At 69.2% G+C, this 13,335-nt stretch carries 13 protein-coding genes and 2 tRNA genes; 9 read left to right on the top strand and 6 right to left on the bottom strand.

The window, feature by feature from the left end; all coding sequences use genetic code 11:
- Nucleotides 1–21: 21 nt before the first annotated feature.
- Nucleotides 22–444, top strand: coding sequence for a hypothetical protein (locus FA743_RS10930; protein WP_136886138.1), 423 nt, complete (start codon nucleotides 22–24; stop codon nucleotides 442–444).
- Nucleotides 441–683, top strand: coding sequence for a hypothetical protein (locus tag FA743_RS10925; protein WP_136886137.1), 243 nt, complete (start codon nucleotides 441–443; stop codon nucleotides 681–683). Before FA743_RS10930 ends, FA743_RS10925 begins: the two co-directional genes overlap by 4 nt.
- 111 nt (nucleotides 684–794) lie before the next feature.
- Here the strand turns inward: FA743_RS10925 and FA743_RS10920 are convergent.
- Nucleotides 795–870 (bottom strand) — tRNA-Ala (locus tag FA743_RS10920).
- A 267-nt stretch (nucleotides 871–1,137) separates the two neighbouring features.
- The gene (locus FA743_RS10915; protein ID WP_136886136.1) at nucleotides 1,138–1,455 is read right to left on the bottom strand and encodes an FYDLN acid domain-containing protein; all 318 of its coding nucleotides are present in this window, start codon (nucleotides 1,453–1,455) and stop codon (nucleotides 1,138–1,140) included.
- 97 nt (nucleotides 1,456–1,552) lie between these two features.
- Between FA743_RS10915 and FA743_RS10910 the strand changes: the two genes are divergently transcribed.
- Both FA743_RS10910 and FA743_RS10905 read left to right on the top strand, forming a co-directional pair.
- Nucleotides 1,553–2,248, top strand: a complete 696-nt coding sequence (locus FA743_RS10910; RefSeq protein ID WP_136886135.1) for a M48 family metallopeptidase — start codon at nucleotides 1,553–1,555, stop codon at nucleotides 2,246–2,248.
- Between the two features lie 31 nt (nucleotides 2,249–2,279).
- Complete coding sequence (locus FA743_RS10905) at nucleotides 2,280–2,915, top strand: GntR family transcriptional regulator (RefSeq protein WP_136886134.1); 636 nt, start codon at nucleotides 2,280–2,282, stop codon at nucleotides 2,913–2,915.
- A gap of 195 nt (nucleotides 2,916–3,110) precedes the next feature.
- Here FA743_RS10905 and FA743_RS10900 read toward each other — a convergent pair whose 3' ends face one another.
- Together FA743_RS10900 and hemB are read right to left on the bottom strand one after the other, a co-directional pair.
- A complete protein-coding gene (locus FA743_RS10900; protein ID WP_136886133.1) occupies nucleotides 3,111–3,737 on the bottom strand; it encodes a lipid-binding SYLF domain-containing protein in 627 nt (208 codons plus the stop codon).
- A 70-nt stretch (nucleotides 3,738–3,807) separates the two neighbouring features.
- On the bottom strand, nucleotides 3,808–4,803 hold the full coding sequence (hemB, locus tag FA743_RS10895) for a porphobilinogen synthase (RefSeq protein ID WP_136886132.1): 996 nt from the start codon (nucleotides 4,801–4,803) through the stop codon (nucleotides 3,808–3,810).
- A 96-nt stretch (nucleotides 4,804–4,899) separates the two neighbouring features.
- Between hemB and FA743_RS10890 the strand changes: the two genes are divergently transcribed.
- Genes FA743_RS10890 through FA743_RS10875 form a run of 4 tightly spaced genes read left to right on the top strand, consistent with a single transcriptional unit; the run spans nucleotide 4,900 to nucleotide 10,732 of the window.
- On the top strand, nucleotides 4,900–5,472 hold the full coding sequence (locus FA743_RS10890) for a hypothetical protein (RefSeq protein WP_136886131.1): 573 nt from the start codon (nucleotides 4,900–4,902) through the stop codon (nucleotides 5,470–5,472).
- A gap of 42 nt (nucleotides 5,473–5,514) precedes the next feature.
- Complete coding sequence (gene mfd, locus FA743_RS10885) at nucleotides 5,515–9,021, top strand: transcription-repair coupling factor (RefSeq protein ID WP_136886130.1); 3,507 nt, start codon at nucleotides 5,515–5,517, stop codon at nucleotides 9,019–9,021.
- Nucleotides 9,018–10,136, top strand: a complete 1,119-nt coding sequence (locus FA743_RS10880) for an aminodeoxychorismate synthase component I (protein ID WP_136886129.1) — start codon at nucleotides 9,018–9,020, stop codon at nucleotides 10,134–10,136. Before mfd ends, FA743_RS10880 begins: the two co-directional genes overlap by 4 nt.
- A complete protein-coding gene (locus FA743_RS10875; RefSeq protein WP_246054925.1) occupies nucleotides 10,097–10,732 on the top strand; it encodes an aminotransferase class IV in 636 nt (211 codons plus the stop codon). The genes FA743_RS10880 and FA743_RS10875 overlap by 40 nt, the downstream gene beginning before the upstream one ends.
- 60 nt (nucleotides 10,733–10,792) lie before the next feature.
- On the opposite strand, the gene FA743_RS10870 is transcribed toward FA743_RS10875, so the two are convergent.
- Nucleotides 10,793–10,867, bottom strand: a tRNA-Asn gene (locus FA743_RS10870).
- 60 nt (nucleotides 10,868–10,927) lie between these two features.
- Complete coding sequence (locus tag FA743_RS10865) at nucleotides 10,928–11,791, bottom strand: MBL fold metallo-hydrolase (RefSeq protein ID WP_136886128.1); 864 nt, start codon at nucleotides 11,789–11,791, stop codon at nucleotides 10,928–10,930.
- A 34-nt stretch (nucleotides 11,792–11,825) separates the two neighbouring features.
- Between FA743_RS10865 and FA743_RS10860 the strand changes: the two genes are divergently transcribed.
- Nucleotides 11,826–13,181 carry an ATP-binding protein gene (locus FA743_RS10860; RefSeq protein ID WP_136886127.1) on the top strand — a complete coding sequence of 452 codons (1,356 nt, stop codon included), beginning with the start codon at nucleotides 11,826–11,828 and terminating at the stop codon, nucleotides 13,179–13,181.
- Nucleotides 13,182–13,335 lie beyond the last annotated feature (154 nt).

Here is a 13,335-nt window from a genome sequence, read left to right as displayed (position 1 = left end):
CCTCAATTCTGGAGATACCCAATGACGACTGAACAACGCGCCAGCGCGACCGATACCGGCTTGCCTGTCATCAATCGCCGCAGCCTGTTCAAGGCAGCTCCTGCTGCACTGCTGGTCGGTGCTATGCCTGCCGTCTCAATGGCAGAAGCCTCCCATACCCCCGTCATCCGCGCCTACCTGGAGTGGAAAACCTACAGCGACTGGCTGAACAACGGAACGGGCGACATTCCCGACGAGGATTTCGATGTCCTTGTCGAACGCCGCTACAGCATGGAACTGGCCATGTTTGACCTCCCAAGCCAGGATCTTCGGGACGCCACATTGAAGCTCATGGCCTTCACTGACGGCGGGTCCGATTTTTCCGATGACTTTTACAACACCGGCATGCGCTTGGTGAAAGAGCTAGGAAATATGGCCCTGAGCACGATCGGAGAGGCAGCATGACCGGGAAAGATTGGACTAAGGCCCACGACGAGACCGATGTTCATATCGCCCAATTGGCAGGATTTGCCGCAATCCTGCGCGAGGTGACGATGGAGTGGCCAACCTTAAACAGCGCTGACCCAGTCGCGAACGGAGTGCTGACAATGATCCGTGCCATCGACGATGGGATTCGGAAGCTGGAAGACATGCATTCGGAAGAATATCGGCTCAAGTCGCAAAAACCAGCCGTGGCTGCCTAAACTCGACAGTGCCTGTCGCAATCAATCACATCTGATTTGATGGGTAGAGCGTTGGGTGAGAAGCCTGACGATCAAAAATCAAGAGGAAAAACAATGACTTATGAAGTCATCTGGTGGAGCCAAGGGGAATCGAACCCCTGACCTCTTGAATGCCATTCAAGCGCTCTACCAACTGAGCTATGGCCCCACCGTGAGGTCCGCGAAGCGCCTCAGCGCCGCCGCGTGTGGGGTCTATAGGGGGGGCCGCCGGGGGGTGCAAGCGGAAAACTTCGCCCTCTCCGCCGCAGGAGGAATATTCCGCGGCGAGGTTCCGCCCGGGCCATGCGAGGGCTTGGCGGTGGCGCGGTTCAGGGACAGGCGCCGGGATCTGCAGCAGACCGGGGCGACGCCGGTCCTTCGGCACTCGCGCCCCGCAACGACAAAGGCCGCGCCTTGGGGGGCGCGGCCTTCGGGGTCATTCCTCTTCGTCTCCGGCGACATCGGCGATGTCGTCCAGCGACACGTCGGCGTCGTCGTCATCCTCTTCCAGAAGATCGTCGTCGATCTCGCCGGCATCGTCGGCAACATCCTCCTCGTCGTCGACCAGTTCGTCGTCATCGGTCGGCGCGACGGTCTTTTCCGTCACCAGCGTCTTGCCGCGACCATCCGTCAGGCTGTCCACGGTGAAGCGGTTGCCGCAGGCGGGGCAGGTCATCGGATCCGCCTTGAGGTCGTAGAAGCGCGTGGCACAATGCGGGCACAGGCGTTTGGTGCCCCATTCTTCTTTGGGCATGGTATTCTCCTTAAGCCGCGATTAGGGGAAATCGGGCGATCCCCTGCCACAGCGGCCGGAGGGTGTCAAAGGCTTTATCTGGCAGGCCGGGGCGGGCATGGCAAGCGGCGATCAGCGGATCATCCTCGAAGACGGGCTCGAGCTGCGGCTGCGTCGCTCGGCCCGGGCGCGGCGCATGACGCTGCGCGTGCCCCGCGACGGGACGGGCGCGGTGCTGACGCTGCCCGAGGGCGTGCCGCTGGCCCTGGGGCGGGATTTCGCCCTGTCGCGGCAGGACTGGCTGCGCCGGGCGATGGGGCGGCTGCCGGGGCCGCTTGTGGCCCGTCCCGGCGCGGTCCTGCCGGTCGAGGGGCGGGGGCTGGTCCTGACCTCCGCCGCCGTCCGCCGCCCCGTGCCGGAGGGCGGTGCGCTGCTGATCCCCGAAGGGCGCCCGGCGGGGCCGGTGGTCGCCGCCTGGCTGAAGCAGCTGGCGCTGATCCGGCTGCGGGCGGCCTGCGACGGGTTCTCGGCCCGCCTGGGGCGGCCCTATCGGGCGATCGTGCTGCGCGACACGCGGTCGCGCTGGGGCAGCTGCACCCAGGACGGGCGGCTGATGTTCTCGTGGCGGCTGGCCATGGCGCCGCCTTTGGTGCTGGACTATGTCGCCGCCCACGAGGTCGCGCATCTGGCGCATATGGACCACTCGGCCCGCTTCTGGGCCGAGACCGAGGCGCTGATGCCGGGCCATGCGCCCCATCGCGCCTGGCTGAAGGCGCAGGGCGGCGATCTGATGCTGTGGCGCTTCCGCGATTGACGCCCCGGCGATTTGTGATCACATCAGGGTCATGAGCCCGACCGATCCCACCGCCCATGAACGCCTGTATCGCAGCCTGCGCAGCCAGATCATGCTGGGGGAACTGCCGCCGGGCAAGGCCCTGACCCTGAGGGGCATCGCCCGCGACCATCACCTGTCGATGACGCCCGCGCGCGAGGCCGTGCGCCGGCTGGTGGCCGAGGGGGCGCTGACGCTGTCGGGCTCGGGCCGGGTGGCCACGCCCGCGCTGTCCGACGACCGGATCGAAGAGCTGGCGGCCCTGCGGGCCCTGATCGAGCCCGAACTGGCCGCCCGCGCCCTGCCGCGCGCGCATTTCGCGCTGATCGACCGGCTGGCCACGATGAACGGGCGCATCGCGGATGCGGTCGACCGTCATGATGCGGTCGGCTATATCCGCTGCAACCTGGATTTCCACCGGATGCTGTATCTGCGCGCCCAGGCCCCGGCCATGCTGGCGATGCTGGAGACGATCTGGCTACAGCTGGGCCCGACAATGCGCGCCCTCTACGGCCGGGTGAAGCGAAACGAGCCGCCGCGCCATCACCGCATGATCCTGGCCGCGCTGCGGGCGGGCGACGAACCGGCCCTGCGCCTGGCCGTGCGTGCCGACGTGACCCACGGGTTGCGGCATCTGACCTCGGCTTGAGCGGACAAGATCCACGAAAGAGAAAGGGGGGCGCTGCCCCCCGTCCTTCGGACTCCCCCCGGGATACTTTAACCAAGATGAAACGGGCTCTTTCATCTTGGCGCAAATATCCCACGGGGGGTCGCCGGACGGGGCGCCACCGGTTCGAGAACCGTTCGGCGACGGGTGTGAAACCCCCGGCTTCGGACCGGCCTGTCAGCCGGCCGGACCCACGGGCGGGGTGCCCATCGTGCCGAAGCGCAGGTTGGGCAGCGTCGAGGGGATGATGCGGGTGTATTTCGTGCCCTCGATCGAGGCTCCGGCGATCAGCCCCGACTGGCCGAAGATCATCGCCACCACCGGGAACTGGGCCGAGAAGGTGTCGGCGCCCACCGCCATGCCGCCCGAGGGGATGGCGTAGAAGGCCCCCGCGCCGGCGGTCCAGCCGGGGGCGGCGCGGAAGGCGGCCAGCGACTGGTCGGTCTGGAAGATCAGCACATGGGCATATTGCTGCGCGCCCGCCTGAAGGCCCACGGTGGCCCGCGACGAGGAATAGTAATCCACCGTCTGCCCGCCGATGCGCAGGGCGCCCTGGCCATAGGCACCGCCGAAGCCCAGGGCGGCCTCGGTCATCAGCGGCATGTAGAGCACGCCGCGGGCGCCCTCGATCAACGGCTGCGCGGCCGGGTAGGTGCCGATCAGGAACTGGTGCGTCTGGTCGACGCGGGCATCCAGCTGGGCGGCGCCGTCCGTGCCCACTGCATTGGTGCAGCCGGCCGCCAGCAGAGCGGCTCCGCCCGCCAGCAGCAGGTTGCGGCGGGACAGGTGGGAAGAGTTGTTCATGTGTCGCCTCGTGTCGGGGTGCGGGGCTCGTCGCGGCCCGTTGCGCGGCAGGATACGCGAGGGCGCCGCGTCACGCCAGCATCTCGGCCACGGTGGGCGCGAAATAGCTCAGCACGCCGTCGCAGCCCGCGCGGCGGAAGCCCAGCAGGCTTTCCACCATCGCATCGCGCGACAGCCAGCCATTGCGGATGGCCCCCTCGATCATCGCGTATTCGCCGCTGACCTGATAGGCGAAGGTGGGTGCGCCGAACTCGTCCTTCACGGCCCGGCAGATGTCCAGATAGGGCATGCCGGGTTTCACCATCACCATGTCGGCCCCCTCGGCCAGATCGCGGGCGACGCAGCGGATCGCCTCGCCCCGGTTGGCCGGGTTGATCTGATAGGTGGCCTTGTCGCCCACCAGCCGCCCCGAGGCGCCCACCGCATCCCGGAACGGCCCATAGAAGGCCGATGCGAACTTGGCCGCATAGGAGAGGATGGCCACGTGCTTGTGTCCCTCGCGTTCCAGCGCCGCGCGCAGGGCGGCGATGCGCCCGTCCATCATGTCGGACGGGCCCAGGATGTCGGCGCCGCACTCGGCCTGGACCAGCGCCATGCGGACCAGCGCCTCGATCGTCTCGTCGTTCAGGATCTCGCCATCCTGCACCAGCCCGTCATGGCCGTTGGCATTGTAGGGATCCAGCGCGATGTCGGTCATCACCACCAGGTCGGGCACGGTCTCCTTGATGGCGCGGACGGCGCGGTTGCCGATATTGTCGGGGTCCCAGGCCCGGGCGCAATCCTCGGTGCGGCTGGACTGGTCGGAATGGGGAAAGATGCAGATGGCCGGGATGTTCAGCCGCGCCGCGCGTTCGGCGGCACGCTTGGCGCCGTCCAGCGTCAGGCGCTCGACCCCGGGCATCGAGGCGATCTCGCCCTCGGCGCCCGTCACCTCGGTCACGAAGATCGGCCAGATCAGGTTGGCGGGGGTCAGGTTTCGCTCGGACACCATGGCGCGGATATTGGCGTTGCGGCGCAGGCGGCGCAGGCGGGTGGCGGGGAAGGGGGCGATGATCGGACTGGCCATGGGGGCCTCCTGTGACGGGGATGGGACAACCGGGGCGCTTTTCCTTGGTCGAAACCCGTTCTAAGGTCGCCGGCAGCCAAGGACAAGGAACTGCCCGTGCCGCAATTCGACAGCCTGATCGGGCTTCTGGACAGCCGGTCCTTCACGACGATCTGGTACTGGCTGGCCCTGATCGGCATGTGGTCCGCCGCGGGCCGCACCGTGCTGGGCGTGCCCTCCGAGGTACTGGCCCGCGCCAGATCCGCGCAGGACGGCGGCGCGGGGCAGGGCCCGGCCGTCATCACCCTGCTGGACTGGCTGTCGCTGGTGCTGCCCCGCTGGCGGCTGAGACCGCAGGAGGGGGCGGTGTTCCTGGGCGTGACCAGCTTCCTGATGACCTCGCTGATCGTGCTGGGATTCGGCTTCTGGCTGGAGATGGCGCAGGCGCTGGTCCTGCTGCTGGGGCCCTTCTGGGTGCTGTTCTGGATGCGCGTGCGGCTGGCCCGCCGGCTGCTGCCGCTGATCGCGGCGGCGCAGGACGGCACCACCCCGCTGGCCGAGGCGGCACTGAGCGTGGCCAAGTCGATGACCTGGCACCGGCGCTGGGTCACCGTCCTGTCGATGATCTCGGTTGCGCTGGCGGCGTTGTGGGGCGCGCTGTGGTCGGTCCTTCAGCCGGTGGGGTTCTGAGGTGCGCTTGACTTCCCCGCCCATCGCCTTAGGTCAGCAGCCATGTCCGACCAGCTGATCCTTTCCGGCGCGCCCGAAGGCTATGACGCCGCGCTGATCGCGCGCGAGGCGCTGCGACCCGAGAACCGGGGCGCGCCCGTGTTGCACATCGCCCGCGACGACCGCCGTCTGGCGGCCATGCGCGCGGCGCTGGCCTTCCTGGCGCCGCAGCTGCCGGTGCTGGATTTTCCTGCATGGGACACGACGCCCTATGACCGCGTCTCGCCCGCGCCCGAGATCCAGGCGGCGCGCATGGCCACGCTGGCCGGGCTGGCCCAGGGCCGGGTGAAGGGGCCCTTCGTGCTGCTGACCACGCTGAACGCGGTCCTGCAGCGGGTGCCCGCCCGCAAGCTGGTCACCGGCACTGCCTTTGCCGCCCGGGTGGGCGACCGCATCGACGAGGCCGCTTTGCGCGATTTCCTGGTGCGGATGAGCTTCGCGCAAAGCCCCACCGTGACCGAGCCCGGCGATTACGCCGTGCGCGGCGGCATCATCGACATCTTCCCCCCCGGCGCCAGCGGCCCGATCCGGCTGGACCTGTTCGGCGACGTGCTGGACGGCGCGCGGCGTTTCGACGCGGTGACCCAACGCACCACCGAGAAGCTGGACCGGATCGAGCTGGCGCCCATGTCCGAGGTGATCCTGGACGAGCCCTCGATCACCCGCTTCCGGCAGGCCTATCGCACCGAATATGGCGGCGGCAGCAGCGATCCGCTGTATGAAAGCGTCAGCGCGGGCCGCAAGACCGCCGGGATGGAGCATTGGCTGCCCTGGTTCCATGACCGGATGGAGAGCCTGTTCGACTATCTGCCCGGCGCCTCGGTGGTGCTGGACGACCATGTGGGCCAGGTGATCGACGCGCGGCGCAAGACCATTGCCGAACAGTTCGACGCCCGCCGCGCGGCCATGTCCGCCAAGGGCCGCGCCGACACGGTCTACAAGCCCGTGCCGCCCGACGCGATGTTCCCGACAGAGGCCGAATGGGCCGCCTGGCTGGCCCCGCATCGGCTGCTGCGCCTGTCGGTGCTGCAGCAGCCGCCCGGACCGGGCGTGCTGGATGCGGGCGGACGCCCGGGCCGCAACTTCGCGCCCGAGCGGCAGGCCGAACAGATCAACCTGTTCGGCGCCTTGGCCACCCATATCAAGACGTTGTCGAAAACCCACCGCGTGGTCATCGCCAGCTTTTCGGACGGCGCCCGCGACCGCTTGTCGGGCCTTCTGACCGACGAGGGGCTGTGCGGCGCCACCCCCATCGCCGATCTGCGCGACCTGCCGCAGACCCCCGGTGCCATCGGCCTGACCGTCTGGCCGCTGGACGAGGGGTTCGTGGCCGACGGTGCGGCGCTTGGCAAGATCGCCGTCATCTCGGAACAGGACGTGCTGGGCGACCGGCTGATTCGGGGCGCCAAGAAGCGCCGCAAGGCCGAGAATTTCCTCAAGGACACCCAGACCCTCAGCCCCGGCGATCTGGTCGTGCATGTCGAACACGGCATCGGCCGCTACACCGGCATCGAGACGATCATGGCGATGAAGGTGCCGCATGACTGCGTGGCGCTGGAATATGCGGGCGGCGACCGGCTGTATCTGCCGGTCGAGAACATCGAGCTGCTGACCCGCTATGGCCACGAGGAGGGGATGCTGGACCGCCTTGGCGGCGGCGCATGGCAGGCCCGAAAGGCGAAGCTGAAGGAACGCATCAAGCTGATCGCCGACAAGCTGATGCGTGTCGCCGCCGAACGCCTGCTGCGTCCCGCCCCGGTGCTGGTCCCCGAGGATCACGACTGGCAGGCCTTCGCCGCGCGCTTCCCCTATAGCGAGACCGACGACCAGCTGTTGGCCATCGAGGACGTCTCCGACGATCTAGGCGCGGGCCGCCCGATGGACCGTCTGGTCGTGGGCGATGTGGGCTTCGGCAAGACCGAGGTCGCTATGCGCGCGGCCTTCATCGCCGCCAGCCAGGGGATGCAGGTCGCCGTGGTGGCGCCGACGACCCTGCTGGCGCGTCAGCATTACCGCAGCTTCGTGGACCGCTTCCGCGGCACCGCGATCACCGTGCGCCCGCTGTCGCGCTTCGTCAGCGCCAAGGATGCGGCCCTGACCCGCACCGGCCTGTCCGATGGGCAGGTCGATATCGTCGTGGGCACCCATGCCGTTCTGGCCAAGGCGATCCGTTTCAAGAACCTCGGGCTGCTGATCATCGACGAGGAGCAGCATTTCGGCGTGGGCCACAAGGAACGGCTGAAGGAACTGCGCAGCGACATCCACGTCCTGACGCTGACCGCGACCCCCATTCCCCGCACGCTGCAGCTGTCGCTGACCGGCGTGCGCGACCTGTCGGTGATCGGCACGCCGCCGGTCGACCGTCTGGCGATCCGCACCTATGTCAGCGAATTCGACAGCGTCACCATCCGCGAGGCGCTGCTGCGCGAGAAATATCGCGGCGGGCAGTCCTTCTTCGTCGTCCCGCGCCTGACCGACCTGCCCGATGTCGAGCACTGGCTGTCCGAGAATGTCCCCGAGATCAGCTATATCGTCGCCCATGGCCAGCTGGCGGCGGGCGATCTGGATGCCCGCATGAACGCCTTCTACGACGGCAGCCATGACGTCCTGCTGGCCACGACCATCGTCGAATCGGGGCTGGATATCCCGACGGCGAACACGATGGTGGTCTGGCGCGCGGACATGTTCGGGCTGTCGCAGCTCTATCAGATCCGGGGCCGGGTGGGGCGCTCCAAGGCCCGCGCCTATGCCTATCTGACCACCAAGCCGCGCGTGGCCCTGACCCCGCAGGCGATGCGGCGGCTGAAGTTCCTGGGCAGCATCGACGGCTTGGGGGCCGGGTTCAACCTGGCATCCCAGGATCTGGACCTGCGCGGCGCGGGCAACCTGCTGGGCGAGGAGCAGTCGGGCCATATCAAGGAGGTCGGGTTCGAACTCTACCAGCAGATGCTGGAGGAGACGATCGCCAAGCTGAAATCCGGCGAGATGGAGGGCACGCCCGAGGACGAATGGGCGCCGCAGCTGAACCTGGGCGTGCCGGTGACCATTCCCGACAGCTACATCCCCGACCTGGACGTGCGGCTTGGCCTCTATCGTCGTCTGGCCGAGCTGACCAGCAAGGTCGAGCTGGAGGGTTTTGCCGCCGAGCTGATCGACCGCTTCGGCCCCCTGCCGCGCGAGGTGAACACCCTGCTGCTGGTCATGCGCATCAAGGCGATGGCCAAGCGCGCGAACATCTCGCGCCTCGATGCCGGGCCCAAGGGCGTCACGGTGCAGTTCCACATGGACAAGTTCCCCAACCCCGCCGGGCTGGTCGATTTCCTGTCCGACGAGCGCGGCTCGGCCAAGGTCACCGACAACAAGGTGGTGCTGAAACGCGAGTTCACCACGGACGCGGAACGGATCAAGGGCGCCTTCGCGGTGGCCCGCGATCTGGCCGCCAAGGTGCGCGAGGGCGCGGCCCGGCATGCCGCGAAGAAGGCTGCCGACAAGGCCGTCACCCGGGCATGATCCGCTTCGACCACGGCCCCTTGGGCGGGGGCACGCAGTTCACCGCGCCGCAAACGGTGATCCGCGCCGATACGGCGGCGGGCGTCGGTCCCGCGCTGGCCGCGATGCAGGCGGCCACCGCGCGGGGCTGCTGGCTGGCGGGATACCTGTCCTACGAGCTGGGCCACGCGCTGGCCCCGCGCCTCGCCGGCCTGATGCCCGCCGACCGGCAGATGCCGCTGATCCTGATGGGCGTCTTTGACGGCCCGCGCCCCGCGCCGCCTTTGCCCCCGCCCGAGGGCGTGACCATCGGCCCCCCGCGCCCGCTGTGGGACCGGGCGCGCTATGACGCGGCCATCGCGGCGGTGCAGGATTACATCGCGGCGGGCGACACCTATCAGATCAACCTGACCTTTCCGATGGAGGCCCGGGTGACGGGCGATCCGCTGGCGATCCATGCCGCGCTGGCGGCCCGCCAGCCGGTGGGCGAGGGGGCCTTCGTGGATCTGGGCGGCCCGGTGATCCTGTCGCGCAGCCCCGAGCTGTTCTTTGCCGTGGATGCCGACGGCACGATTCGCACGCGTCCGATGAAGGGCACCGCCCCGCGCGGCGCCACGCCCACAGCCGACCGCGCCGCCGCCCTGGCCCTGCAGGGGTCCGAGAAGAACCGGGCCGAGAACCTGATGATCGTCGACCTGCTTAGGAACGACATCAGCCGCATCTGCCATCCCGGCAGCGTCCGCGTGCCGCAGCTGTTCCATGTCGAGCACTACGCAACGCTGCACCAGATGGTCTCGACCGTCGAGGGGCGGATGCTGCCCGGCACCGGGCTGGCGCAGATCCTGGGCGCGCTGTTTCCCTGCGGCTCGATCACCGGGGCGCCCAAGATCCGGTCGATGCAGATCATCGCCGAGCTGGAACAGGCCCCGCGAGAGGTCTATTGCGGCGCCATCGGATGGGTCGATCCGGCGGGCCCGATGCGCTTCGGCGTGGCGATCCGATCGCCCTGGTTGGTCGAACCTGGCCTCTTGCGGCTGAACGTGGGCGGCGGCATCGTCCATGACAGCGACGCCGCATCCGAATGGCAGGAGGCTTTGTGCAAATCCGCATTCCTGGCCCCATCCCCGACGGCCTGACCGTCTTCGAGACGATGCGCCGCGAGTCGGATGGGCGGATCGTCCTCTGGCCCCTGCATCTGGCGCGGCTGCGGCGCGGCTGCGCGGCGGTGGGCTTTCCCTTGGACGAGGCGCGGCTGGCCCCTGCACTGGCTGCCCTGCCGCAGGGCACGGTCCTGCGGACCCGGCTGGCGGTGGACGGGGCAGGCGGGGTGGCCGTGACCCATGCGCCGCTGCCCGCCAACCCGCCCCTCTGGCGCGTGATCCTGTCCGACCTGCGCCTCGACCGGGACGACCCCTGGCTGCGCTTCAAGACCAGCCGCCGACCCGTCTATGACGCCGCCCGCGCCGCCCTGCCGCCGGGGCTGGACGAGGCCATGCTGATGAATGCCGAAGGAGAACTGTGCGAGGGCACGATCACCTCGCTGTTCCTGCGCCGGGGCGGCAGGCTTCTGACGCCGCCGCTGCGCTGCGGCCTTCTGCCGGGCGTGCTGCGCGCCAGCCTGCTGCAGGCGGGCGCGGCGGTCGAGGCGTTGCTGCGCCCCGAGGATCTGAACGAGGGGGACATTCTCTGCGGCAACGCCCTGCGCGGCCTGATCCCGGCGCGGCTGGCCTGACGGCCGATCCTGGGCTGCAAAGGGGGATGTGTCTGCCAGATCACGACCGAGGGGAAGGACTGGCTCCGGCGGTAGGGATCGAACCTACGACCAATTGATTAACAGTCAACTGCTCTACCGCTGAGCTACGCCGGAACACGGGGCGGATATAACAACCTCGTCCGGGGGCGTCCAGAGCCGTTTGGCGCTTTTGTGTCATGGAACCGAAAAAATCGTTCTTTCGGAAATTTCCTCCGGGAAATCAACGGCCCCCAGCTGGGCCAGCGCGATCAGATGGGCCAGCACGTTGCGCGCGGCGGCGGGCAGCAGCGGGTCTGGCACGGCATAGATGCGGCGGGCGAGGTCCGGGGCGCTGCCCGGCGCCGTGCGCAGCGCCGCCAGGATCTGGGCGCTGCGGGCACGGCGATGATGGGACAGCTCGGCCAGGCGAGGCAGGGGGGCCGCGATCGGCGCGCCATGCGTGGGCAGCAGCCGGGCCGGTGCCAGCGCGGCCAGCCGGTCCAGCGACCGCAGGTAATCCCCCAGATCTCCGTCGGGGGGCGAGATCAGCGTCGAGGACCAGCCCATGACCAGATCGCCGCAGAAGATCTGCGCGCCCCAGGCAAAGCTCAGATGGCCGGCGGCATGGCCGGGCGTGTGCAGCGCGGTCAGCTGCCAGTCGGGGGTGGCGATCACCTCCCCGTCGGCCAGCAGGCGGTCGGGCGCGAAACCCGTGTCCAGCCCCTCGCCGCCCGCCACCAGCCCCTCGGCCGCCAGCCGCGCCATCAGGGGCGAGCGTCCCGCCTGCGCATCGCCATAGGCCAGCACCGGCGCCCCGGTCAGCCGCGACAGGCGGGCGGCGCCCGCGCTGTGGTCGCGATGGGCATGGGTCACCAGGATATGGCCGATGCGGTCGCGGCCCGCCCGGGCGACGGCGTCCAGATGGCCCGCATCGTCGGGGCCGGGGTCGATCACCGCGACATGGTCCTGGCCGATCAGGAAGGTCGTCGTGCCCGGCCCGGTCAGGGCCGAGGGATTCGGGGCCAGGATCCGCAGCGGCTCTTTCGCGGGGTCGCACATGGCGCTAGCCTAGCGCGCGACGAAGGGGGTTTCCATGTCCAACCAGTCTGACGGACCGATCGCCCGGACCCTGGTGCCGCGCGGCCTCTATGCCCGGGCGGCGCTGATCCTGTTCCTGCCGGTGGTGGTGGTCACGCTGGTCGTCAGCGTCATGTTCCTGCAGCGCCATTTCGAGGGCGTCACGCGGCAGATGACCGCCAGCATGTCGCACGAGCTGGCCTTCGTCGCGCGCCTGATCGACGGCGCCTCCAGCCCCGAGGCCGCGCGCCGGGCGGGCGTCTCGGTCGCCCGCCCGCTGGAACTGGCGTTGGAGCTGCCCGCCGATCCGGTCCCCGGCGACCAGCGGCTGTTCTACGACTTCTCGGGCCGCGTCGTGACCGAGGTGCTGCGCGAGGCGCTGCCCCGGGTCATCTCGATCGATCTGGCCAGCGACGACAAGCAGGTGGTCGTGGCGCTGGAGGGGCCTGCGGGGCCCTATGCGCTCAGCTTCGACCGGCGGCGGGTCAGCGCCTCGAACCCGCATCAGCTGCTGGTGCTGATGGTGTTCACCTCGCTGCTGATGACCGGGATCGCGACGATCTTCCTGCGCAACCAGCTGCGCCCGATCCGGCGCCTGGCCTCGGCGGCCGAGGAATACGGCAAGGGGCGCATGGTGCCCTATCGCCCGCAGGGCGCCGCCGAGATCCGCAGCGCCGGCACGGCCTTCCTGGACATGCGCAACCGGCTGGAACGCCAGAACGAACAGCGCAAGCTGATGATGTCGGGGATCAGCCATGATCTGCGCACGCCCCTGACGCGGCTGAGGCTGAGCCTGTCGATGGTCTCGCCCGACATGCCCCCCGATGCCGAGGAGATCGCCGCGATGGAGGCCGACATCGCCGAGATGAGCCGCATGGTCGACGGCTTTCTGGACTATGCCCGCGACGAGGCGCAGGATCGCCCCCCCGAGCCGGTCGCGGCGGCGGGGTTTCTGGAGACCATCGTCGCCGATGCGCAGCGCGCGGGACAGCCCGCCGCCCTGGTCCAGTTCGAGGGCGACCGCGCGGGGCTGGCCACCTGCCGCCCCGACATGCTGCGCCGCGCGCTGGAGAACCTGATCGGCAATGCCGTGCGCTATGGCAGCCGGGCCGAGATGGACGCCGCGCTTGGTCCCCGCAGCCTGCGCATCGGCATCGAGGATGACGGCCCCGGCATTCCCGAGGACAGCCTGGACGCCGCCATGCGCCCCTTCACCCGGCTGGACCCCTCGCGGCGCAGGAATAGCGCGCAGGGCGCCGGGCTGGGTCTGGCCATCGCCGCCGACGTGGCCCGCGCGCATGGCGGGCAGCTGCGCCTTGGCCGGGGGCCGCGCCTTGGCGGCTTGCGGGCCGAGATCGTCATTCCGCGCTGAGGGCGGACGCCGCCCGGGGTTCGGCGGACCCGAACGGACATCAACTGCATTTATACTGTCATATTGAACGCGGGCGATGCTGGCCCTAGATTGAGCGCATGCAGGGGCCGCGTGTCGCCATGACGGGGCCGCGGCTTCGGGCGGAAAGGACAAG

The organism is Paracoccus gahaiensis, assembly GCF_005048225.1.
GTDB classification, from domain to species: Bacteria; Pseudomonadota; Alphaproteobacteria; order Rhodobacterales; family Rhodobacteraceae; genus Paracoccus; species Paracoccus gahaiensis.
The sequence above is the reverse complement of the archived record's forward strand: the minus strand, read 5'-3'. Positions and strand labels throughout refer to the sequence as shown.